Source organism: Pseudoalteromonas sp. MSK9-3 (assembly GCF_003590335.1).
Lineage (GTDB): Bacteria > Pseudomonadota > Gammaproteobacteria > Enterobacterales > Alteromonadaceae > Pseudoalteromonas.
Map to the genome: position 1 here is coordinate 25991 of NZ_MIET01000007.1, position 25156 is coordinate 51146.

21 protein-coding genes are annotated in these 25156 nt (G+C 41.6%); 10 read left to right on the forward strand and 11 right to left on the reverse strand.

Annotated features, from left to right (window positions below; translation table 11 throughout):
• The first annotated feature begins 154 nt into the window (after positions 1 to 154).
• The 7 genes from BGP78_RS01465 to BGP78_RS01495 all read left to right on the forward strand — a co-directional run bounded on the left by BGP78_RS01465 (position 155) and on the right by BGP78_RS01495 (position 6689).
• Positions 155 to 1351 (forward strand): acetate kinase, encoded by a 1197-nt coding sequence (locus tag BGP78_RS01465; protein WP_119859742.1) that lies wholly within the window; start codon positions 155 to 157, stop codon positions 1349 to 1351.
• Position 1352: 1 nt separating this feature from the next.
• Positions 1353 to 3515 carry a phosphate acetyltransferase gene (gene pta, locus BGP78_RS01470; protein ID WP_119859743.1) on the forward strand — a complete coding sequence of 721 codons (2163 nt, stop codon included), beginning with the start codon at positions 1353 to 1355 and terminating at the stop codon, positions 3513 to 3515.
• A gap of 87 nt (positions 3516 to 3602) precedes the next feature.
• Positions 3603 to 3983, forward strand: coding sequence for an ACT domain-containing protein (locus BGP78_RS01475; protein WP_119859744.1), 381 nt, complete (start codon positions 3603 to 3605; stop codon positions 3981 to 3983).
• 2 nt (positions 3984 to 3985) lie between these two features.
• Entirely contained in the window at positions 3986 to 4489 is a 504-nt protein-coding gene (locus tag BGP78_RS01480; RefSeq protein ID WP_119859745.1) for a PTS glucose transporter subunit IIA, read from the forward strand.
• 21 nt (positions 4490 to 4510) lie between these two features.
• The gene (locus BGP78_RS01485; RefSeq protein ID WP_119859746.1) at positions 4511 to 4858 is read left to right on the forward strand and encodes an ArsC family reductase; all 348 of its coding nucleotides are present in this window, start codon (positions 4511 to 4513) and stop codon (positions 4856 to 4858) included.
• Complete coding sequence (gene dapE, locus BGP78_RS01490; RefSeq protein WP_119859747.1) at positions 4855 to 5997, forward strand: succinyl-diaminopimelate desuccinylase; 1143 nt, start codon at positions 4855 to 4857, stop codon at positions 5995 to 5997. Before BGP78_RS01485 ends, dapE begins: the two co-directional genes overlap by 4 nt.
• Positions 5997 to 6689 (forward strand): M15 family metallopeptidase, encoded by a 693-nt coding sequence (locus BGP78_RS01495; protein ID WP_119859748.1) that lies wholly within the window; start codon positions 5997 to 5999, stop codon positions 6687 to 6689. Before dapE ends, BGP78_RS01495 begins: the two co-directional genes overlap by 1 nt.
• 9 nt (positions 6690 to 6698) lie before the next feature.
• Here BGP78_RS01495 and BGP78_RS01500 read toward each other — a convergent pair whose 3' ends face one another.
• The 3 genes from BGP78_RS01500 to BGP78_RS01510 form a co-directional block, all read right to left on the reverse strand.
• Complete coding sequence (locus tag BGP78_RS01500; protein ID WP_119859749.1) at positions 6699 to 7544, reverse strand: DMT family transporter; 846 nt, start codon at positions 7542 to 7544, stop codon at positions 6699 to 6701.
• Positions 7545 to 7784: 240 nt separating this feature from the next.
• The gene (locus BGP78_RS01505; RefSeq protein ID WP_119859750.1) at positions 7785 to 9002 is read right to left on the reverse strand and encodes a pyridoxal phosphate-dependent aminotransferase; all 1218 of its coding nucleotides are present in this window, start codon (positions 9000 to 9002) and stop codon (positions 7785 to 7787) included.
• A 94-nt stretch (positions 9003 to 9096) separates the two neighbouring features.
• Entirely contained in the window at positions 9097 to 9447 is a 351-nt protein-coding gene (locus BGP78_RS01510; RefSeq protein WP_119859751.1) for an Hpt domain-containing protein, read from the reverse strand.
• A 113-nt stretch (positions 9448 to 9560) separates the two neighbouring features.
• Between BGP78_RS01510 and BGP78_RS01515 the strand changes: the two genes are divergently transcribed.
• Together BGP78_RS01515 and BGP78_RS01520 are read left to right on the forward strand one after the other, a co-directional pair.
• Positions 9561 to 10157 (forward strand): tRNA-uridine aminocarboxypropyltransferase, encoded by a 597-nt coding sequence (locus tag BGP78_RS01515; RefSeq protein ID WP_119859752.1) that lies wholly within the window; start codon positions 9561 to 9563, stop codon positions 10155 to 10157.
• Positions 10154 to 10945, forward strand: a complete 792-nt coding sequence (locus BGP78_RS01520) for a CLCA_X family protein (protein WP_119859753.1) — start codon at positions 10154 to 10156, stop codon at positions 10943 to 10945. The genes BGP78_RS01515 and BGP78_RS01520 overlap by 4 nt, the downstream gene beginning before the upstream one ends.
• Here the strand turns inward: BGP78_RS01520 and BGP78_RS01525 are convergent.
• The 3 genes from BGP78_RS01525 to apbC all read right to left on the reverse strand — a co-directional run bounded on the left by BGP78_RS01525 (position 10905) and on the right by apbC (position 15318).
• Complete coding sequence (locus BGP78_RS01525; RefSeq protein ID WP_119859754.1) at positions 10905 to 13382, reverse strand: EAL domain-containing protein; 2478 nt, start codon at positions 13380 to 13382, stop codon at positions 10905 to 10907. The genes BGP78_RS01520 and BGP78_RS01525 overlap by 41 nt on opposite strands.
• A 271-nt stretch (positions 13383 to 13653) precedes the next feature.
• Entirely contained in the window at positions 13654 to 14241 is a 588-nt protein-coding gene (gene dcd / locus BGP78_RS01530) for a dCTP deaminase (RefSeq protein WP_119859755.1), read from the reverse strand.
• A gap of 3 nt (positions 14242 to 14244) precedes the next feature.
• A complete protein-coding gene (gene apbC, locus BGP78_RS01535) occupies positions 14245 to 15318 on the reverse strand; it encodes an iron-sulfur cluster carrier protein ApbC (RefSeq protein WP_119859756.1) in 1074 nt (357 codons plus the stop codon).
• Positions 15319 to 15488: 170 nt separating this feature from the next.
• Between apbC and metG the strand changes: the two genes are divergently transcribed.
• Positions 15489 to 17516, forward strand: a complete 2028-nt coding sequence (metG, locus tag BGP78_RS01540) for a methionine--tRNA ligase (protein ID WP_119859757.1) — start codon at positions 15489 to 15491, stop codon at positions 17514 to 17516.
• A 44-nt stretch (positions 17517 to 17560) separates the two neighbouring features.
• Here metG and BGP78_RS01545 read toward each other — a convergent pair whose 3' ends face one another.
• From BGP78_RS01545 to BGP78_RS01565, 5 genes are all read right to left on the reverse strand, one after another.
• A complete protein-coding gene (locus BGP78_RS01545; protein ID WP_119859758.1) occupies positions 17561 to 21205 on the reverse strand; it encodes a two-component regulator propeller domain-containing protein in 3645 nt (1214 codons plus the stop codon).
• A 63-nt stretch (positions 21206 to 21268) separates the two neighbouring features.
• Entirely contained in the window at positions 21269 to 23131 is a 1863-nt protein-coding gene (locus BGP78_RS01550) for an alkaline phosphatase D family protein (protein WP_119859759.1), read from the reverse strand.
• On the reverse strand, positions 23124 to 23909 hold the full coding sequence (locus tag BGP78_RS01555; protein ID WP_119859760.1) for a TatD family hydrolase: 786 nt from the start codon (positions 23907 to 23909) through the stop codon (positions 23124 to 23126). The genes BGP78_RS01550 and BGP78_RS01555 overlap by 8 nt, the downstream gene beginning before the upstream one ends.
• A gap of 8 nt (positions 23910 to 23917) precedes the next feature.
• On the reverse strand, positions 23918 to 24244 hold the full coding sequence (locus BGP78_RS01560) for a PilZ domain-containing protein (protein WP_119859761.1): 327 nt from the start codon (positions 24242 to 24244) through the stop codon (positions 23918 to 23920).
• An 11-nt stretch (positions 24245 to 24255) separates the two neighbouring features.
• Positions 24256 to 25155, reverse strand: coding sequence for a DNA polymerase III subunit (locus BGP78_RS01565; protein WP_119859762.1), 900 nt, complete (start codon positions 25153 to 25155; stop codon positions 24256 to 24258).
• Between the last annotated feature and the right edge of the window lies 1 nt (position 25156).

The following is a 25156-nucleotide window of genomic DNA, read 5'->3' on the forward strand; positions in this document are numbered from 1 at the left end:
CATGACTCCTAGGTGCTAACTTTTAGGTAAATATTCAGGTAAAATCACTGTCTTAATTAAGTCAATTATACCTTGGTCTAACGTGTAGCTTTAGTGCAACTTCACTATAAGCTTAATACGCGTTTACTGTTCTTGTCAAAAACGGAAAGTCATTATGTCATCTTCGCATGTTCTGGTCCTAAACTGTGGTAGCTCTAGCCTTAAGTTTGCCATTATCGATATCAACTCTGGCGCTGAAGCCCTGTCGGGGTTAGCTGAGCGTCTTGCAGAGCAAGCTCCACTTATAAAATATAAATACAATGGCGCCAAACACAACATTGACTTAAGCGCGGGTGATGCTCACCAAGTCGCTATCGAAAAGCTTGTTGAGCTTGTGAAGCAACTAAAGTTGGATACCCACCTGATTGCTGTTGGCCACCGTGTAGTACATGGCGGTGAGCATTTCACCAAATCGGTTCTTATCAATGATAACGTGATTGATGCCATCAAACAAACCAGTGCCCTAGCCCCGCTTCACAACCCTGCAAACTTACTTGGCATTGAAGCGGCGAAAAAAGCATTTTCGCATCTGCCACAAGTTGCTGTATTCGATACCGCCTTCCACCAAACAATGGACAAGCAAGCGTTTTTATACGCTATTCCTCATGCATTATATACTGAACACGGCGTGAGACGTTACGGCTTTCATGGTACTAGCCACTATTATGTATCGACTCAAGCACACAAAATCTTAGCTCTACCTGAAAATAACTCTCGTATCATTAGTGCACATTTAGGCAACGGGTGCTCGGTAACAGCCATCAAAAATGGTCAGTCAGTCGATACGAGTATGGGCCTTACCCCACTTGAAGGGCTCGTCATGGGAACTCGCAGTGGTGATGTCGATCCAGGTTTATTTTCATTCTTAGTCAATCAACTTAATTATTCTGCACAAAACGTTGATGAACTACTCAATAAGCAAAGCGGTTTGCTAGGTATTAGCGAGTTATCAAACGACTGTCGTACGATAGAAGAAGCCGCCGCTGAGGGCCATGTGCAAGCGACATTAGCGCTAGATATTTTCTGTTACCGATTGGCCAAACAAATCGCAGCATTTATTGTGCCTCTTGGCGGTTTAGACGCGCTAATTTTCACTGGCGGAATAGGCGAAAACTCAGATGTGATCCGTGCAAAAGTCGTTTCTATGCTCGAATTTATGGGCCTGAGCATTGATCACGATAAAAATCTGGCGGCTCGATTTGGCAATCAAGGCATTATTACCAGCCAAAACACGCCATGCGCTATTGTGATCCCAACAAATGAAGAGTGGGTAATTGCGTCTGACGCAGCCACCATCGCACAGGAGCAATAGTATGGGCCGTCGTATTATGCTGATCCCTATCTCTACAGGCGTAGGGTTAACCTCTATATCTGTAGGTTTAGTGCGTGCACTGGAACAAAAAGCCGTTAAAGTTAATTTCTTTAAGCCGATTGCACAACCACGTAAAGAAGATGAAGGCCCTGAAAAGTCCACCGTTATCGTACAACAGGGCTCGACTATACAGCCACCTACACCATTTGCACTAAGCTACGCAGAACAAATGATTGGTGACGGTAAAGGCGACGATTTACTTGAAGAAATCGTCGAACGTTTTGAGAGCGCTATAAACGACGATGAAGTTGCCATTATTGAAGGGATGGTGCCTACCCGCCTGCAACCCTATGCTGGGCGAGTCAACCGTGAAATCGCACAAACGCTCGGGGCAGATATTGTGTTTGTCCTCACCCCAGGTAACGACAATAACAGTCAATTAGAAGATAGGTTAGAAATTGCGTCTGGAAACTACGGTGGAGTCGACCATAGTCGTGTATTGGGCTGTATTTTTAACAAAGTAAACGCCCCGCTTGACGAAGAAGGCCGTGCACGTGCTGATCTTGTTGATCAACATAAGCCTGAAGAACTTGAGAACGAAATTAACCGTTTAGCTTCATTGCCTATTTTCCGTAAACATCCGTTCAAATTACTGGCGACGATCCCTTGGGATTTTGACCTCGTTGCCCCACGAGTCGTTGATTTAAGTAATTACCTCAACGCCGAAGTAATGAACGAAGGCGATATGGCACATAGACGCCTACGTCGTGTGACCTTCTGTGCTAGAACAGTATCAAATATTCTTAACCACTTTACCCCGGGTGCACTGCTTGTTACACCGGGTGACCGTTCCGACATTTTAGTGGCCGCATGTCTATCAGCAATGAATGGTACAAAACTAGGCGCGATTTTACTCACTGGTGGCTTTAAGCCAGAACCTAGGATCATGAGTCTATGCGAACAAGCAATGGCAACGGGTTTGCCCATTCTTGCAACCGAAGCTGATACATGGCGTACCTCTTTGCTACTGCATAATTTTAATATGGAAGTACCCAGTGATGATGAACAGCGCATTGATAAAGTGAAGCAACACAACGCCAATCATATAGATTCAGACTGGTTAGATAGTTTGGCTCAAGGGGTCGCAAAAACACGTAAATTATCACCACCAGCATTTAGATACCTACTGACTGACTTGGCAAGAAAAGCGAATAAAACCATTGTACTACCTGAAGGTAACGAGCCCAGAACAATCAAAGCTGCTGCAATATGTGGTGAACGTGGCATCGCTAAAACAGTTTTACTAGGTGAACGCGAAGAGATAGAACGTATTGCATTACAGCAAGGGGTTGAACTGAATGAAAATGTGACCATTCTTGAACCTCACCAAGAAATTGAGAATTATATTGCTCCAATGGTTGAACTTAGGAAAAACAAAGGGTTAACAGAAGTCGTCGCAGAAGAGCAATTGCAAGACAACGTGGTACTTGGCACCATGATGTTAGCCCAGTCTCAAGTCGATGGGTTGGTTTCTGGTGCGGTCAACACGACGGCAAATACCATACGCCCTCCCCTACAGCTGATAAAAACAGCACCAGGCTCATCACTTGTCAGTTCGGTATTCTTTATGCTGTTACCAGATCAAGTACTGGTTTATGGGGACTGTGCTATTAATCCAGATCCGACAGCCGAGCAACTTGCAGACATCGCAATTCAATCAGCAGACTCAGCCGCGGCATTTGGTATTGAACCACGTGTTGCAATGATTAGCTACAGTACCGGCACGTCAGGACATGGTGCCGATGTTGAAAAAGTACGCCAAGCCACGGAGCTTGCTCAGCAAAAGCGTCCTGATTTAGACATTGATGGACCCCTGCAATATGATGCTGCAATTATGGAAAATGTTGCGCAAAAGAAAGCCCCAAACAGTAAAGTGGCAGGTAAAGCGACCGTATTTGTGTTCCCTGACTTAAATACCGGTAATACAACGTATAAAGCCGTACAGCGAAGCGCAGATCTGATCAGTATTGGTCCTATGTTACAAGGCATGCGTAAACCTGTGAACGACTTAAGTCGCGGAGCCTTAGTAGATGATATTGTTTATACTATTGCGTTAACGGCTATCCAAGCCCAGCAAATTATAGAGTCAGACTCTCAAGCGTAAGTCTAAATTAGCCAAGCGTTAAAAAGGTTTTAATTTTTTGCGCTTGGCTATACTATTAACTTAATTAGTGTTTATAGAGCTTACGGGATGTCAAAGCAAACCTTACAATTGCTCAACCAAGACTTCACCATTCACAGCCTCGACTGTGATGACACTATTCCGGCGGCTGTCTTAAACGCTGAGATATTTTTTATCGCAAAAACAGATGAAGAACTCTCGATTGTCTGCCCAAGCCAAATAAAAATGAATAGTTTTGCTGCTGAAAAACACTGGCGTGCCTTAGAAGTCGTCGGCCCTTTAGGTTTCTCACTTACTGGGATCATGGCCGATATTTCTGGCGTGCTTGCTAATGCTAATATTTCCATATTCGCCATGTCGACCTACGACACCGATTTTATCTTAGTCAAAGAACAACAAATAGATGTGGCAATTCAAGCACTCAAAAAAGATGGTTATATGGTACTTTAAAAATGCAATTTTCCCCTGTTATATCTTATGCGCCGATTAACTCAATTGACCAGCCTTTACTGCATTTAGCGAGTCCATTTAGCGGTAAAGTCGCTCCCCTCAGCAGTCACCCCGACCCTTTATTTTCACAAGGGATGTTAGGCCGAGGAATTTGCGTACAATTGAGCAACTTTAAAATCGTTTCACCTGTCCATGGCACAATAGAACAAATAAAACAGCATGGCACCGAATTCATCATCTCAGCGCAAAATGGCCTTAAAATACTGGTGAATATACGTATTCCTACTGAGTATTCTGCCCCCCAATATCAAACCTTTAATACCTTTGGTAAAACCACCATACAACAAGGTGAGTTGCTTGCTTATTTTGACATTCCCGCCTCTGTCACCCCAGCAATTGGATCGGTAATACTCATCAATGCAGAAAAACTGGGACCATGTTATTATCCATTAAAACAAGTAAGTGCAGGGCAAGATCCGCTCGTAACACTTACTAAATCTGAATAATTTTATGAATAAGGCCTGTTTATGACCATCATGTACGGTATTCCAAACTGCGACACTATAAAAAAAGCCAAAAAATACCTTAATGATAAAAACATCGAGTTTACTTTTCATGACTACAGAAAAGACGGTATTTCTGCAGACCTTATTGATCAGTTCTTTTTACAACTTGGGTGGGAAAACGTTTTAAACAAGCGTGGCACAACATACCGAGCACTCACAGATGAACAAAAAAGCACTTTAAATGAAAGTTCTGCAAAACAATATTTGCTCGATGCACCTGCAATGATCAAACGGCCAATCGTGATACACCAAAACAGCTATTATTTAGGATTTAAGGCTGCACAATATGACGAGATTTTTACCTCATGAATGACGCAAACGTTAGCCCTGTTATTGCACTTGCTCAAGCGTTAATACAGCGCCAATCGGTCACACCAGAAGATGCAAACTGCCAGTCGCTAATGAACCAACGACTACAAAAGCTTGGCTTTAACATTGAAGAACACTTCTTTGTTGATACCCTCAATACCTGGGCACGTAAAGGCCATAGCCAGCCACACTTCTGTTTTGCAGGGCATACTGATGTGGTCCCTGTAGGTGATGAAGCCGCATGGCAATACCCTCCATTCTCAGGCACTATCGAAAATGACATGCTACATGGGCGCGGTGCAGCAGACATGAAGGGCTCGCTTGCAGCCATGGTTATCGCGACCGAGCGCTTTGTCCAAAAGCATCCTGATCATAAGGGGTCAATCTCATATTTGATCACTTCTGATGAAGAAGGTCCCTTTATCAACGGCACAACCAAAGTCGTCGATTTACTCGAAGCTCGTAATGAGAAAATTGATATGTGCTTGGTGGGTGAACCATCATCGCGAAACACGTTAGGAGATGTAGTAAAAAATGGTCGCAGAGGTTCTTTAACGGCACACTTAACGGTCAAAGGAAAACAAGGCCATGTTGCGTACCCCCACCTAGCCACTAATCCGATTCATAAAGTCGCGCCATTTATAAATGCTTTGACTGAAACCGTTTGGGACAATGGCAATGACTACTTTCCAGCGACCAGCTTACAGGTGTCAAATATTGCTGGCGGTACAGGTGCTGGCAACGTTATTCCCGGCGACGTATACGTACAGTTTAACTTTCGCTTCAGTACACAGGTCACGGCTGATGAGCTGAAAAACCGAGTTCATAACTTATTAAGCGACTTTGATCTAGAGTACAATATTGAGTGGATAGTAAACGGCTTACCATTTTTAACAGAACCAGGGCCTTTATTAGATGTTACCTTAGAGGCAATTAAAGAGGTAACAGGTATTCAAAGTACCCCTGAAACATCTGGTGGCACCTCTGATGGACGCTTTATTGCACAAACGGGCTGTAAAGTTATAGAGCTTGGTCCACTCAATGCCACCATCCACCAAGTGAACGAATGTGTAAGCACAGACGATCTCGATAAGCTCGCATTAATTTATGAACGAATCTTGGAAAAACTACTGACCTAATGCCTCAGCAAACTTTTGATACAGATTTAGCCAATATCGCCTGTGGGTTAATACAAACCCACTTGTATGACTACCAAGGTACTTGGTTACATAAAGACATTGTTAGTGACTTTGATAAACTTAAAACTAACGCGATGAATGCAGGTTTTGAGTTATCTATTGCATCAGCCTACCGGGATTTCGAGCGTCAAATGCGTATTTGGAACGGAAAATTTCAGGGTGAGCGCACGGTCTTAGACAAGCTAAATAAACCGATTGATTTATCACAGCTCAACGAGCTTGATAAGTGTCATGCAATTATGTTGTTCTCAGCATTACCAGGCGGAAGTCGACACCACTTTGGCACCGATCTCGATGTATACGCGGGTAACTTTTTAAAACCGGGCCACAAACTACAATTAGAGCCTTGGGAATATCAAATTGATGGTCCTTTTTATGAATTTAATAACTGGCTAGATGAAAACTTGGCATCATGTGGCTTTTATCGACCTTATGCACAATACAATGGTGGAGTGGCCGCTGAACCATGGCATATTAGCCACATCAACACTGCAAAACACCTTAACGACGCGCAAAATATCGATAATCTAAGCAATGCAATAAGTCAATTTGAGGTAGCTGGTAAAGACACTATCTTAGCTAATTTATCAGACTTGCATGCACGTTACATACGCAATATATCTTTACCCTAAATATGGCAATTAGGTGCGTTTTTGTTTTAAATACACACCTACCGAAACTAAAATTACTGCCGCACACACAGCTTGAATTAGACTAATTGATTCACTTAGCAAAATAAAGCCAAGGAACAACGTAATAATTGGCACTGTCAGTTGTAATGTTGCTGCTGTATCGGCTTTTAGCCATATTAAGCTTTGATACCACATGACATAGCCTAAGCCAGAAGTAATTGCACCACATATTATGGCTAAGACAGCACCGTACCATGTAAATACCATGGACGGTGTAAACAGCAGTATTATTGGCACAAACAAGCTACATTTGATAAAGCTACCTGCGGTACTTTGCGTTGCCCCTTGTCCTCGCTCGCTGAGCGTTGCGCCATGTAAACTATATGCCCCCCACCCCAATCCACTGATCATCATAGCCACGACAGCAGGCCAACTTATATCTGATACAACGGGGTTTAATAGAACACTCAAACTTATCAAAGCAACAACTAATGCACCCCACTGGACACCCGATAGTCGCTGACCAAGAAGCAATCCCCCAACCACCATTGTTAAGGTTACTGATGTAAACAGTATTAAAGCGCCAAATCCGGCATCTAATGCTGTATAGGCAAGACTAAAACCAACAAGGTACATGAGTAATGTGATAGCACCATACCAACTACCATAACCAGACAGCTTCCTAACGCTTTTCTCTGATGCGATTAAGATAACTGCAAGCATAGCAGCACCACTGGCCAATCTCAGTCCGGTATAGGTATACTCATCGAGTAATTGAGAATTGATCACGTATCGCGTAAATAGTGAGTTTAAGGCAAAACATACAAGTGCACATACCAGTATCAAATATCGCATATCATGATGCCTATTAGAAAAGCGCTACGTTCATATCAATCGTGTTCCGTATCAAGTCTGTTTTTTTACATAGAAATAAAAGACTAATATATTGTTCACACCGTGATTAATACAAGATTTATCACACAGGAAGGACCCGCTATGCAATGACTTACCTAAAAAGCATTATCTTCCAAGGTAAATCATTTGCAACAGCCCACAGGGGGTATCATCAAAGAGCAAATCAGCTACAAGACCCGACTATGACTGTCGATAACCATCAAAGAAGTATTTAATTCTTTGCATTGCAGGTTCAAGTTCATCTTTATGAGGTAAGAAGACCAATCTAAAGTGATCTGGCTTCGGCCAATTAAAGGCTCGCCCAGGTACTAACATGATTTTCTCTTCGCGCAGTAAATCAAGCATCATTTGCTCATCATTGGATACGTTAAACTTCGCTAAGTCTATTTTTGGAAAGGCATAAAGCGCGCCTTTAGGCTTTACACACGTAATACCATCAATCGCATTAAGGCCTTCTGTTGCAATATTGCGTTGCTCATACAACCGGCCACCAGGCAAAATCAAGTTATCAATTGACTGTATTCCACCAAGCGCTTGTTGAATTGCAAACTGAGCGGGCACGTTCGCGCATAATCGCATTGAGGCTAACATGTTAAAACCAGTAATAAGATCACTCATAGCACTGATTTTTCCACTTAGGATCATCCAGCCCATACGCAATCCTGCTGCGCGATATGACTTAGCTAATCCATTAAATGTGATAACAGGAAGGTCATCACACATCGCCGCAATTGACGTATGCTCTATATCGTCATAAATGATCTTTTCATAAATCTCATCACTCAGTAATAACAGGTTATGCTCGCGCGCGATATCAATGAGCCCTTGAAGCAACGCCTTATCATAAACTGCCCCTGTGGGGTTATTCGGGTTGATCAAAACCAATGCCTTAGTGCGAGAGGTCACTTTAGCGCGAATGTCTTCCAAGTCAGGAAACCAATCTTGCTCTTCATCGCATAAGTAATGTACTGGTGTCCCACCAGCCAATTTTACTGATGCTGTCCAAAGTGGGTAATCGGGTGCAGGAATTAACACTTCATCACCGCTATCAAGCAATGCTTGCGTGGTCATTTGGATGAGCTCACTCACTCCGTTGCCAATGTAGATATTATCAACATTAATATTCGGTAAGTTTTTTTGTTGGTAATGCTGGTAAATAGCGACTCGTGCTGAATATAGCCCTTTGGAATCGCAATAACCTTGCGCCGCATGTAGGTTACGAATAATATCGCGGTGCATGTCTTCAGGCATATCAAAGCCAAACACGGCTGGATTACCTATGTTAAGTTTTAGGACTTTTAGCCCTTCGTCTTCCATTTTTTTTGCTTGATCAAGCACAGGACCACGAATGTCGTAGTACACCCCATTTAATTTATTGCTTTTTGTTAGTTTAGACATTAATTTCTCCCTCATTCGGCTTTAGAATAGCCTAAAAGGCATTCTAATAACCAGAGGGAGCTTGCACTTTTTGGTAGGTTTATTTATCGCTTAGCTACAGAGAAGCTTTAGAAGAGAGCCATTGTAATAATTGCGCTTTTGAGCCTGCAACTTGTGCAGATAAACACGCCACATTCTCTTGTACAGATTGCGTGTCTTCATTTATCAAACCTTGCTCAATTGCACGAGCCGCATTACTCAAACTCATCGCACCAAATTGTGCTGCGTTTGATTTTAAACTATGCGCATGACGTATTGCATCTTGGTTATTAGACGTCAACGCCATTCTCAATTCATTTTCGAGTCGTTCAAACTCATCACAACAAAAGGTCAGCGTGTCTTCAAACTGCTCACCCAAAAGTGATTGCATACCTTCTAAGGCGTCTTCATTAATAGTTACATTCATAACAATCCCTTCGTCTTGTTTGTTACTTGTAATGCTAGTCAATTCAGTAACTATTAGCAAAACAATTCGCGATATATGGTACTATTTGCCTAGGTTTTATCCACGAGTAGCTCATGAAACGTTTACAATGCTCCAACTGTACATACCCACTCACAACGTGTGTTTGTAAATACCTTCAGGAACCGATTAAAAATAGAACTAGAATCATCATTTTGCAACATCCTGATGAAACAGAATTGGCAAAAAATACCGTGCGGTTATTGACTCTGCAATTATCAAATATAGAAGTCTTTGTGGGTGAGTCACAACAAGATTTTATGCAGTTACAGTCGCAGCTTAATTTAGCAACCTGCGCATTGTTGTATCCATCAGAACATGCGGTAACAACAGATGCCTTATCAGACTCAGAGCATATTATAGAAACTTTGCTGGTTATTGATGGGACATGGAAAAAAACCAATAAAATTTTAGCACTCAATACATGGCTAAAAACACTCCTTGCCGTGAGCTTTAAAGATATTCCCCAAAATAAATATACCATTCGTAAGGCTGAACAAATATATAGCTTGTCCACCCTTGAAGCCGTGGGGCTTTTTCTAACCCACCAAGAACAGGTAGACTCACAACCTTTGCTATTACTATTAGACGGCATGATAGAAGAACAAACAAAGTTTATGCCTGCACATGTTAAGGCTAGATATCAGAGATGAAAGTGACACGCTTGAGCAAAGGGTTTCGTCGCCACGGCCCTGATTATCGATTTGGTGATCAGGTTGATTTCGATGAAGTGCGTGATACATTTGGTTTTTGTACCATTTCTATCGGCCATTGGGTTACTAAAAATGAGCGATTCCTCAGCGCTAATTTAGTCTATGATGCACTGGCTGATTTGGCGCAAATTCTTAACATTCCACCAAAGGCTATCGGCTTAAGAGGTACTCTCAATTTTTCTTTTGGCACCGGCGGTCAACTTGGCGTACAAGCACATTATAATAGTGCGTCTCGCACTTTAGCACTGGCTAAAAATGCGGGTGCAGGCGCCATCGCACACGAATGGTGGCATGCATTTGACCATTATATTTGTAAGCATATGTTCACGTCATCTTCAGCTCACGGGTTTGCATCTAGCTACTGGTTAAGTAACATACAAACTAAGTTACATCCCTTAAACACCATACTCAGTGAGTTTTATAAAGCATGTTTATTAGATTCCACCACAACCAAGCCCAGTGTTTACTTTAATAACGCCGTTAAGCTAGACAAAGAATACAAACAGCTCTATTTCAGTAAACCTGAAGAGCTGACTGCCCGAGCATTCGAAGCATGTATCGCATATTATGCCGATATACGGAACGAGTTCTTGGTTAGTGGTGTCATTAATAGTGATCTAGAAAAAGCCGGAGGGTTTCCTTGCCCGTTACTTCGCCCTCAACTCTCTCAGCATGTGTTTAAATACTTTAACGTATTAGGTGCTGCTTTACATCATCAGCGCGGGTAGCCTTATTTAACCATAGGATATATTCGTCAAATCCCAATGGACGAGAAATAAAATAACCTTGTCCAAAATCGCAGCCAAACCCCTGCAAACGGGTATAACTGGCTAGACTTTCAATCCCTTCCGCCACGACTTTAGATCCTAAGCTATGTGCCATATCACAAGTTGCTTTACAAATGGTTTGATTACTTCGAGAGCTTTCGATATCCATCACAAATTGCTTGTCAATTTTCAGCTCATCAAACCCTAACTGGCTCAAATATGCCAAAGACGAATAACCCGTACCAAAATCATCAATCGCAACCTTGATGCCAATACGTCTATAATCATCTACCACCCCTTTTAAATTGGCTTCTTTACCAATTGTCACCGATTCTGTGATCTCCAATATAATTTGACGTGGATTCAAATTAAATTCGTTGATGAGAGTGATCAGCTGCACCGTTAGCTCTCGCTTCGCTAAGTCTTTTCCAGAAATATTGAGTGATAAAACATGATTTGGGTACAACTCTACTATTTGTTTTTGATAATGTAGTCCCTGCTCAATGACCCATTCTGTCACTGAATAAATCATTCCTGATGACTCTGCAATAGGTATAAACTCATCTGGTGGCACTTGCCCTAACTCTGGGTGTTCCCACCTTAATAACCCCTCAGCCCCATGTACCTTGCCAGTCGACAAATTAACTTGGGGCTGCATATACAGTGCAAATTCGCCCTTATCTAACGCGGTTTTCAATGCAGAAGTGACTTTAAGCCTGCGCTCAGACACCATAGAGTTAGCCACATCAAAAAGCTGCCACCGCTCACTGCTTGAGCACTTTGTCGCTAGTGCTAGCATGGCTCGCTGTATTAACTTCTCCGCACTTTTTGCATGTACAGGTGAATGGGCAACACCAATCTCTATTTTATCAACCAGCTGATGGCCCTTTAACTCGACACCTTCTTCAAACACCGAAGAGAGTAAACATACATATTGTTCTACTTGCGACAACGACAGTTTTCCCACCAAAATTACCGCAAACACCGAGTCATCTAGCCGATAAATATCAGTATGCTTGTCACTGTGCTTAGTGCTGATGGTAGAATTACCATACGTATCCAGTTGTAAATTAAGCTTTTCAAACAAACTATTCAAATGACGGTCGGCATAATCCATTCCATAATTTAATCGAATGCTGTTTAATACCAATGGTTTAAATAACAACAATGTGTGGTGCTGGTGACTTGATGCAAGTTTGCTTAATTGCTGGTTAAGTGCCAAACGATTGGGCAGCCCCGTGTCTTTATCATGATTAGTGTAAAAAACAAATGCATCTCTTTGCTGCTTATCTCTTAGATAAATAACCAACCCAAGTAAACTAACATGTGAGATCACGGCAATTTGACTCATATTCACTAAAGCACTGTTCACAAATATGCCTAATTGCATACTTACCCATGTAAAGGCTAAAACAAACATAGGCAGCCAAGCGAACAACAATACTCGAACCTCTGTTACATGCTCTTTACCCAATTGTGCACATATGGCGATACCTAGCCCTATCGTCGTTAGTACGCTCAACGCTTGGACTTGCACCGCAATTGGCGAGCCAATACCAATAGACAATAACCCCATAAAAATGAGTAAACCAGCCAAAATAAAAGTAGGATATGTCAGCTGCTTTGCATTCTTACTGATTTTAAAAAAGGTAAAATGAAAGAGTAAACAAGCTGCAAGTCCCATGACCACCAGCATACTGCAATGATGCGTGAACCACTGGGCGGCCTTTTGTGGTAAATAATAATAAATACTGCCATTGTTAGCACTGCACTGTAATGCTAACAGCAGTAAATATGTGCCCAAGTACAGTAAGTAATGACGACCACTAAATACCGCAACCGACAAAATAAAAAACGCCACAAAATACAATAAGCCAAGTTCTAGGCCATACCAAAAAAGCCTCGCTTGAGAGTGTTCAGCAAAATCATGAATAGACTGTACTTGATAATTAATCCGAGCATTGAAGGGCGCTTGAAATCGAACATAAACCTGTTGAGGGAACGCAGACGTTTTATATTTAATATGAGGGTAAATACTTTGTAATCGCGGCAGTACTGCGTTGTCTGTCGGTAAATTAACAGCAGCAATGACTTGGCCCAATTCGACAACATACATATCAAGTGTGGTTTCAACAGGCTTGTAAATAGTAAAGAACGATTCGCGGGTTGCTTTTGGTTCTGCTGGAATATCAAATTTTACCCACGTAGACACCGCTTTTGACGCAACAGCACCGTCTTGCTCAATGTTTTCAAATTGGCCATGGCCATTGATTATTTCGTTAATGGTCATTTCATTACTTAAATCGTTAAATACCTGTGATGCATTCGCACTTGCACACACAACGACCATCATAAGCAATGCACACAGCACCTTTAAAGCTTTGTCACATCCCCACATACTCTCTCCTTGATGTCGAGACAGTTCGTCTCGTTCAATCAATATTAAAGTATGTAAACTTTATTCAGTATTGCCAGTCTCGAATAAAAATATTCATATATTAGGCACTGTTAATCTTTCAGATTCATTTTTGCAGCCGTTTGATTGGCTTTTATACAAGGCAGAGGCTGCGTAGCATGGTTATTCCATGTGAGTCAGCCGATAACATAGTAGAAAAGCCAATCAAGCGCTGCGTGAGTCATTTATCTAATTAAAAGCCAAGCATATAGCCTTACTGTTTATCGTCGCTAATTCGGCTCGCTACAGCACTATTTTGCCCTTTATATTTAGCATCTTTCCTTGTGTTATAAGGGGTTTGTGCCTCACTGCTCATCGTTTCAAAACTTAGCGCACCTATCTTCATATTAGGTCTAAGTGCAAGGGGCAATTTACCAGAATTATAAAATTCAAGTACAATATTACCAGACCAACCCGGATCAATACGGTGAGCGGTTACGTGCACCATTAGGCCTAATCTCGCCAACGATGAGCGCCCATCTAACCACCCAACAAGATCTGCTGGGAGTGTCACAGACTCATAAGTTATCGCTAATGCAAGTTGTCCTGGGTGTAAAAAAAAGGCTTCATTCTCGTCCAAGACAATTTCATCGCTCATAATCGATTCCATTGCAGCATTTAGTTGATCTTTTGGCCCACTTAAATCAACGTACGGGGCTGCATGATCTTGAAATACTCTAAATTTATTTCCTAAGCGTAAATCTAACGTGATCCCAGAGATCATACCCTCTTCTGGTTTTGGCTCAATAATGATCCGTTGCTCTTCTATCGCTTGTTTTATATGGGTATCTGATAATCTCATTGATTAGTCATCCGTTATCACTATATCGACCGTTGAGGTGGATTGTGTTTGATAATGCAATATGCTGCCAACAAGCTGTGCACAAGCAACATAGTTAGCTGCTTGCTCTGTTGACGCCGTTAAAATATTTTCGCCCTGCTCTGATGTCTCTCGGATATTAATATCTAAAGGCACTTCAGCTATCAAAGGAACACCATGGCGACTTGCTAGATCAGCACCGCCATGCTGACCAAAAATATGGTTTTTTTCTCCACAATGGCCACATAAAAAATGACTCATATTCTCTATTAAACCTAAAATAGGTAAGTTAACTTGGTTAAACATCGCAATGCCTTTTTGAGCATCGGCTAACGCTAAGTCTTGTGGAGTAGTCACAATCAATGCGCCACTTGCAGGCACTTTTTGTGTCATGGTCAGTTGGATATCTCCCGTACCTGGAGGCATATCCACAATAAGGTAATCGAGTTCGCCCCACTCGGTTTCATTCAATAACTGATTTAATGCTTGTGAAGCCATTGGTCCTCGCCACACAGTGGCATTTTCAGCAGGCACTAAAAAGCCTATCGATTGAATGCTGATCTCGTCTTTTATAATGGGGTTAAGCGTTTTATTGTCTTTTGACGTTGGTTTTGCATCCTGCACACCAAAAATAGTCGGAATAGATGGACCGTATATATCAGCATCAAGTATGCCTACTCGCCCGCCTTCTGCAGACAGTGCCTGTGCTAAAAACGCTGCGGTGGTCGACTTTCCGACTCCCCCTTTCCCGGAAGCCACTAATAAAATATGTTTAACTGCTTTATACTTATGTACGTCTGGCAATTTTACGTCAATCGTCAGTTTTACTGATTGACCCAACTGTTTAGTGAGATAGTCAGTCAAACGTGAATTTACGCTTTTCACAGCAAAGGGCATCTGCAGAGCCAGGGTAACTCCATCATTACCTTGAGTATAATTTTCAACCCACTCTCGCTCTATTCCTAAAGGAAATACGCCGCTTTTATAAGCTTCTAATACCTCGTATAGCCGAGTTCTGTCTGAATTATTTTTTTTAAATAGCTTATTAATACCAAACATAGAAATAAAACGTACTCGAGTGATGAAAAAGACCTCGGAATTATGTAACATTCAACCCATTAACACCAGTCTATTGATGCTTTACACGAGCACAAAGTGGCAATTGTAAACTAAAACTTAGAGGGTTGGCTGTTTCTTAAACAGAACCGCTCAGAATTCACGGAACCGTTATGACTAAGAGAAAAATTCTCATCACCAGTGCTCTACCTTATGCCAATGGCCCGACTCATTTAGGGCACATGCTTGAATATATCCAGACAGATATTTGGTCACGCTTTCAAAAACTACGTGGTCATGAAACATATTATGTCTGTGCAGATGACGCGCATGGCACGCCAATTATGCTTAACGCGCAAAAACAGGGTATTACACCTGAAGAAATGGTGAAAAATGTCAGCATCGAACGCCAACGTGATTTTGCGGATTTTAATATTGAGTTTGATAACTACCACAGCACCCACAGTGAAGAAAATAAAGAACTCAGTGCGCTAATATATAACCGCCTAAATGCAAAGGGGCATATTAAAAAGCGCACCATCTCTCAGTTGTTCGATCCTGAAAAGAATATATTTTTACCAGATCGTTTTGTAACAGGCACATGTCCAACCTGCGATGCAGTTGATCAAAATGGAGACAGTTGCGATGCGTGTGGTGCAACCTATAGCCCAACGGAGCTAAAAGAGCCGCGTTCTGTAATGTCAGGTGCGACGCCCATCTTAAAAGACTCTGAGCACTTCTTCTTCGACTTACCCGCATTCGAAGGCATGCTCAAAGAATGGCTTCATTCCGGCAGTATTCAAACAGAAATGGCTAATAAGCTAGATGAATGGTTCGCTGATGGTCTTCAGCAATGGGATATTAGCCGAGATGCGCCTTACTTTGGGTTTGAGATCCCAGGTGCGCCGGGTAAATACTTTTATGTTTGGTTAGATGCACCGATTGGCTATATGGCCAGCTTCAAAAACCTGTGCGATAAAAAAGGCTTGGATTTTGATGCTTTTTGGGGTGAAGGCTCTGATGCGGAACTTTACCACTTCATTGGTAAAGATATTATTTATTTCCACAGTTTGTTCTGGCCAGCCATGCTAGATGGTGCGGAGTTCCGTAAACCAACGAATGTATTCGCGCACGGTTTCGTGACGGTCAACGGTGCTAAAATGTCAAAATCAAAGGGCACATTTATTAAAGCCCGTACCTATTTAGAGCATTTAGATCCAGAATTTTTGCGTTATTACTTTGCCGCTAAGCTTAATGGCGGGATCACTGATTTAGATTTAAATTTAGAAGACTTTGCACAACGTGTAAATTCAGATCTGGTCGGTAAAGTAGTTAATATCGCATCCCGTTGCGCTGGTTTTATTACCAAAAAGTTTGATGGGAAAACAAGCGAGAATGTACTTGAGCCTGAACTGATCGCTGAATTCCAAGCTGCTTCAAGCGTGATAGCTGACTATTATGAGCAACGTGAATATAGTCGTGCCATTCGCGAGATCATGGCACTTGCTGATAAAGCAAACCAATTCATCGATGCACAAGCACCATGGGTGTTAATTAAAAATGAAGACACGCATGAGCAAGCACATCAAGTATGTTCATTAGGCTTAAACCTATTCAAGATACTGATGACGTATTTAAAACCTGTGTTACCGGCGATGGCAAGTAATGTTGAACAGTTTTTAAACACTGAGCTTACATGGGAGAGTGCCCAAACTGTACTAACAAGCCACTCAATCAATAAGTTCAAGGCCCTAATGCAGCGTGTTGATATGGATAAAGTAAATATCATGCTTGAAGAATCTAAAGAAAGCTTGGCAGCGACAACTCAACCGAAAGTTGATCCAAATAGCCCGCTTGCAAAAGAACCTATCGCAGACGAAATAGAGTTCAATGACTTTGCTAAGGTCGATTTACGTGTTGCAAAAATAGCCAAAGCAGAGCACGTAGAAGGAGCTGATAAGCTGCTCAAACTGACGCTTGATTTAGGTGGCGAAACACGCCAAGTATTCGCAGGTATTAAATCTGCCTATGCGCCAGAAGACATCGAGGGGAAACTTACTGTCATGGTTGCTAATCTTAAACCACGTAAGATGCGCTTTGGTATGTCTGAAGGCATGGTCTTAGCAGCTGGACCTGGTGGCAAAGAAATCTATATTCTTAACCCAGACGATGGTTCAGAGCCGGGTATGCGTGTCATGTAAACGATAATAGAAATGGCCTTATAATAGGCCATTTCTTTACATTACTACTCTGAACTTTTTTCACCTTCAATGGGGACTTTTAGTTTCACTGCAATTCCATTACCTTGCTCAGAGAAACACTTTATTTCTCCTTTTAACAACTGTGTCACCAAGTTATACACAATATGCATCCCTAAGCCACATCCGCCCTGACTGCGTTTGGAAGTGACAAATGGATCAAATACGGTTTTCAACATCTCTTCACTCATACCAACACCATCATCGGTATAGTTAACGTACCAACTCGTATCATCAAGCGCAATGGTCACCAAGACCTCTCCTTTGCCTTGTTGCTCAAACCCATGTAATACAGAATTATTTAGTAAGTTGGTGAGGATCTGATAAATCGCACCGGGATATGTTGTTAGCAACACAGTATCGCTCCCCGTTACATTTACAGTAATGTTTTTCCCCTTTATTAATGGAGCCAAAGAGTGAAATACATCTTCAATATATGCTTTAAGGTTGATCTGTCGCGACGTTTCACTCGACTGATCAACGGCAACCTGCTTAAAGTTACCGATCAGATTTTGCGCTCTATCTAAGTTTCTCAGGATCAACTGATAGCCTTCAGTTTGCTCTTCTATGGCTTTTGTTAAATCACTTTGCTTTAACGTTTTATCTGCCAGTTTTTTCTCAACGCCTTGCAAGCACTCTTGGTTGTAAGTCATCGCAGTTAAAGCAACACCCAAAGGTGTATTTATCTCGTGAGCAACCCCCGCGACTAACCCGCCTAACGACGCCATTTTTTCACTTTCAATGAGTTCTTGCTGAGTTTGCTTCAGAGTGACCATCGCATGTTCGAGAGTTTGATTCTTGGTATATAACTCGTTAGTGCGCATCTCAACTTTAATCTCTAGCTGCTCATTAAGCATTTGCAATGCATTCTCATGCTCTTTAAGTTGCGCAATATCTTTTAGTGCCCCTGCGATCCTAATTGCTTGTCCATTTTCATCTCTATCGACCACTTTTCCTCTATCGAGTACCCATGTCCATTTACCACTTAAATCCTTAACGCGTATGGCAATTTCATAACTTTCCACATTGCCTCGAATACATGCCTCTACTTTGTCTTCAAGTAAAATATTGTCTTTGGGGTGCACAAACTGAATGAAGTCATCTAGTTCCATATGACTTTCAGCCTTACCATAATCCACTCTGGGCGAAACGCTATGTCGATATATCGCTTTCTTATTTAAATGCCAATCCCATAATTCATCACCACTGGCCCAAAGCGATAACTCTAACCGTTGGCGTAATTCACTCATTTTTAAGTTATCAGCAACCACTTGACGATATCGTTTTTGTCTAATTCTGACTGTGATTAAAATTAATGCGAGTAGCGCCAATACATAGACAGATTTTGCATATATATTCCACCACCACGGTGCATTAATTGTAAGAGCAAAATGGTGTATGGGTGACTGAACGTTAAACCGATTTATCGTATAAGACTCCACAATATAATTTCCTGGTGCCAAACGCAGCAGGTTAACTTGTCTCACCCCTTTGGCAAGTTTCAACCATTTGTCGCTGAGCCCTATCACACGGTAATAAAATTGTTGTTGCTCTGAACCATACTCTAAGCTGGAATATTGCAAAGAGATAATATCTTGGTCGTAGCGTAACTCTAAGCTTTGTGCCAGCTCTGGTGCCGTTTTCAACAGCCCTGTTTCACTTGGCTCTAAGCTTTTACCTAATAGCTCGATGTGACTTACAAGTAAGGGGCTAGCAGAGTTATCCACTCTCAGTTTTTGTGGGTAAAACTGATTGAACCCCATCGCGCCTCCAATAAAAATACGTCCATCGGGTGCAAGCCATGCAGCGTTATAGTTAAACTCGTTGCCTTGTACGCCATCAACGGGGGAGAAATTATGAATACTCAAGTTACTGGTGTTGATTTGACTCAACCCGCCGCTACTCCCAACCCACAAATGGTTTAAGTTATCAAATACTAAGCCCCATATTGCATTATTTGCTAACCCATCTTGCTGCGTAAAGACTTGTTCAATCTCAAACTCTTTAGACACAAGTGACAGGCCTGATTCACTTGCAACCCACACCCTGCCATATTGATCTTGTTCAAGCATAAACACCAGATCAGAAACTAACCCTTCAGTCGTTGAGAGCTGCTCAAGCGTCCCTCCCATATCTCGATACAAACCGTTGCCTATCGACCCAAACCACAGCTTACCGTCAACTACCGCCATAGAAGAAACGTGACTGGGAGCGTTCTGTTGTGGTGTGTACATAGATTGCAAAGTTTTGCTCTGCTCATCGAAGTACATGGCACCCATTGTTCTTGAGCTGACGAGCACTTTCCCATTGAATAACATAACATCATTGAAGCTAAGCTCCGGACCGTTACCAATATCTGGCTTTAAATGGATAAGCTCTTTACTCGTCAAATTAAATGAAACGACCCCATTACCCCGGGTAGCAGCCCACAACCAGTCCCCATTAAAAATAATACGTGTAATAAAACTACCATTGAGTACTTTAAGCTCTGAAAAGTAATGATTTGCGGGTTTAAACCCCCTGCCATCAAAAATATGCGCACCATTTGACGTAGCTAACCAAATGCGATCTTCACGATCAATTGCGAAATTACGTATATCCGCGGTTTTCATTGGCGAATGGGGGTAGTTATATTCGCTCACATGACCAAACGACTCACTGAGCTGACTGAAGAAGTGTAACCCTCGAGTTTCAGTGCCTATCCATAAATCTTGGTTTTTGTCCCGCATGACGGTCAAAATATTATTATCTTGTAAGCCTGCTGTTTGCCTATCTCTTTTATACCAATGATTAAGCAGCTTTCCCTGAAGATCTAATAAATAAACTCCATGATCACTGGCTACAAGAATTTCATTGCCATTTATTTCTAAACTATGAAGGGTAATATTTTGAACAGTATCGAAGTTACGTGACCAAAGCACTCTTTGATACAGGGTGTCATAACTGATCAACCGATTTGACTTACTAACCAGCATGGCACGCTGACCTTGATAGGTCATTTTTTTAAATTCACCGGCAAGTAACTGCACAGATGTTTGCGCTTGCTTGTGATATGCCATAAAACCCATATCACTTAAGTAAAAATAATTGTCACCGCGCTGTACAACATTGCGAATGTAATTGCCTTCAATATCAAGAGAATGTGGCATGAGAGATGATTTATCAACTTCGTAGGACATATTGTCTTCAGTAGAGATAACAACATGCTCACCTTTACAATCTATCCAGCTTACACGATCAGATTCTATCACTGGTTGATCTTTTGCTAACAACGACGTAAAGCGCCCTTGTATTGTATGATAAACGCTCAACCCTGTACTGGTGCCAACCCAAACCTTATCATTACTTACACACAAGGCTGTTATAAAGCCACCCGCTAAACTTTTAACATCTTGTTGTTGTGAAGCAAATGTCTTGAATTCATGGCCATCAAAGCGATTGAGCCCTGCTTGAGTACCAATCCAAATATAGCCAAACTGATCTTGTGCTAAAGCGGTAACAGTGACTTGGCTTAGCCCTGTTCGATAGTCATAATGTCTCATCACTTGGGCTGTGTCTGTGAACTGAGGCACAGCCCATACTTGTTTACATATTAAATATAATAGCCAGCCGAGATACCAAGCAGTTTTCATAGACAGCCAAAAAGCGAGAACGGATTTATAAAATATAGCAAAGCCTATAAAATATAGGGTATTTTATTCTAACTCTAGACTAAACTCGCTAATTGAACCGTCTCCATGCCACAACTCATACTGTGCTAACTTCCCTTGCTCTAACCTGATCAGACTGATCGCACTATTAGAGACTAAGTAAGGCTGTTTATTCGTGGCACCTTCTAATGGGTGTTTGTTGACTTCCATTTGCCAGCGCTTAGTAAAAAAGTTAAGCGGGCTCCACGGACCATAAAAAATAGAGTCTAACTTATCTAAGCAAGCAATTAACTTTTTAGGAAACTCATTTTTAATACCGGATGCGGTTAACTGCCAAATTCGATTATGATGTCGACCAAACCGAGACTGTACTGAAAAACAAAACGAATAATGTACATCTCCTGACAAAATGATCGTTTCCTTCGGTGTATCAGCACGCTTAAATATATCTAATAGCTTTTTGGCAGACCCTTCATGGGCCATCCAGTTTTCTACATCAACCATTAAAGGCTGACCGCACATATTAAAAGCAGCTTGGATCGCTTCAATTGATTTAACGCCAAAAACGGGAGGAGGTGATACTAAGATAACAGCTTCATGATTAACTAAGGTCTCTTGCAACCCCATTAACATTTCCCAGTCCATCAAACCACTGGGCTCTGCAAAGTTTTGTTCATTTCTCCAACGATGTGTGCGCGTATCTAATACGACAACTTTAGGGAATGTATCCAAACAAAAATGCCATCGCCCAAATCGTTGTAATTCTTTATCTAAAGTTGAAAACAGCCATTGCCCTTCAACTAAACTCGCTTCAAAAGGCGCTAACAACGTTTTAGAATGCACCATGGCATCATTGCCTAAACCCTGAAATAACCAATAGCTCAACAAACCATTATGGATAATTCGGCTACTGACTGAATTGCTGGCAATGGCTTGTTCCCACTGCGCTGTTAAATTCCAATCATCCGTTACATCATGATCATCAAACATCATTAATGTAGAAATGTTCGCAAATAAGCGCTGGGTATTAGGCAGCCCAGTAATAAATTCCTGTAAAACTAGCCATTCATCGTAAAACTTTTGTCGCTTAGCATTGTCTTGCGCTTTATACCTAATTTTATCCGCTTCAATCAATGTCCACACCACAGGACTGAATGCCAACAAATAATAGGCGATAAACTCTTCAAAGTGCATAAGGTGGTTACACGCATGCATACTCGTAAAGTGTGCATCATCTGTTTTTGTCCAATAGCGCAAAGAGCGCTTAGAACATGCTTGCCAGGGTGTTTTTGGTAATAGGTGTTCTCGATTGAATAATTGTTCTTGAATTTCTTCAAGCGGGCCTAAGCTATTGAGCGTTTCTTTATATAATCCAAGTTTGTCTATTAATTGATGAATAGCCAATAACATCGCACCTGCCACATCATCCGCATATATCTGATCACCCGACATCAATAATAAGCTTGGGCCACTCTGACCTTGTTGCCGAAAACCCTCTAACTGGGTATCAGCCATAACCAAGCTATCTTTACTTGAATGATGTGGATTTCTACAAGAACCATGTAAAACTTTAGAGAGTTGCTTAGGGATTATGAACTGTGGAGATGATAGTCCTCCATAACAAAATTCATCTAGCCTTTGAGCTTTTTCGTCAAAGTAGACGCCATAACCCAAGGCTTGATCTGCTATAAAATCGCCTTGTAGAGGTGTCACTATTACAGTGTGCAGGTAACAGTACTTTCCCAACTCAAGCGTTGTTTGTTCCGAGTGAACATCGTATCCAGATACTGAAAAAGTGACCTGAGTAGCACAACTTGTCACCAGTTGGATGCATACTTGATGCGGCTCGGCTCGACGGATCATCGGGCCAAGTAGCATCATAGGCAAAGTTTTTTTACAATCAGACATTCACTTTTGGGGCTAAATTAAATAGTTGATAAAAGTTATCCGTTGTCGCTTTTGCCAACTCATTAAAAGTCAGCCCTTTTAAATCAGCAATATAGTAACCAACATCTTGCACATAAGCAGGCTGGTTAGTTTTACCACGATAAGGCACAGGCGCTAAATAAGGAGAGTCGGTTTCAATTAATAATCGGTCTAACGGAAGTTGTTTCACCACATCTTTTAATTCAACTGCATTTTTAAACGTGACAATACCCGAAATTGAAATATAAAACCCCATATCAATGGCTTTTTTCGCCATAGCCCAATCCTCGGTAAAACAATGCAGAACACCACCACACCGCTCTGCGTTATGGGCTTTCATTAACGCAATCGTATCTTCGCGTGCATCACGTGTATGAATAATAAGAGGCTTGTTTAGCTCGTTTGCTACTTCAATATGGCCAACAAAACTATCTTGTTGAACTTGATGAGTATCTTTTGAATAATAGTAATCGAGTCCAGTTTCCCCTACCGCAACGACACGTTCGTGCCCAGCTAACTGACGTAACAATGCTTTATCTAATTGATCTTTCTGATCTAATGGATGGACGCCACATGATGCGGAAATATCTTTATAGGGAAGGATCGTGTCGAGCATGCTGGGGAACTGTTCAAGCGTCACGCTCACACATAAAAAGTGCTCAACCTGCTTTGCTCTTGCAGCTTGTAAAATATCAGGTAAGTCCTGTCCTAGCTTGTCAAAATCAAGCCTGTCTAAATGGCAATGGGAATCTACAATCATAACTACTCTTACATGGTGTAGGTGGGTTTATCGGCGTTAAGCATAGTGCCTAATAGCTTAATTATTTTGTCGTTAACACGGTCTTTATCTTCGACAAAACCAATGCCAACTCCGGGGGGGTTGGAATTTTGTGCACCCTGAGGGGTGATCCAAACGACCTTGCCCAAGACTAAATCATGTTCTAATGCATCAGGTAGGGTTACGCGCATGTTCGCTGGCTGGCCCAGTTCATAGCGTGTATTGGTCTTTATAAACAAACCACCGTGCTTTAAAGCTGGCATATAACACCGATACAGTTCATCTAAATCTTCAAAATCTACTAATAACTCTTGCACAATGTTACATCCTATTTTATTGCGTTTTGTAACGTATATATTAGCTTAGCTAACCCTAATGATTGATTTAAGCCTAGGATCTGTTGTGTATCTAACATAAAACGATGCATCGCTTTCTGCGCATCATTATATGCACTAAAAGCCAAACCGTGTTGTAAACTATATTTAAGCTGTTGATTAATAAATACGTAAAATACAGAGACCAACTGGGTATGCTCTGTCAAAATCTTTTGTACTTCGGCAAAATTATGACTTGCTTTTAAGTTACTTGCAAATAAGTACAGCGTCTCGATTTTTTCTAACAGCCCCTCTTGATGCCACTGCACTAACTTTAAGGGTTGAGAATAAAAATGTGCACCCCAAGCAAAGTCATGCAGCGGGATATGTTGTTTTGCTAACCAAGCTTGGGCATGAGATCCGTCAATTACTGCGACGGCTTGTTGTCCGCAACGACTTAAAACCGTTGCAGGTAACTGGCTTTTATCATTACATGTTAATAAGATATATCGATTTAAATTCGGCTCTTCAAGGTTTTTTAACAACGCATTAGCCGCAGAGTGCGTCATTTTCTCTGCATCTTTGATTATGACGACTTTATTGCCACCTTGCAGCGCAGAGTGATGTACAAAGTCACTTAAACTGCGTATCGCATCAACGCCTATGCTATTTGCTTCAGCACTTATTAACAGCCTATCAGGGTGTGTTCCGGCAGCCAGTAATCCACATGTTTTACATGTATTACAAGGTTCAAAGCCCTCTGGCCGCTCACAGAGTAAAGTACTCGCAAGCTGGTTAGCTAAATCAAATTTACCAACGCCAGCTAAGCCAATAAATAATTGTGCATGATGAAAGCGGTGTAACTGAAAACTATCTTGTAATTGTTGCCACACGCCCTGTTGCCAAGTATACATA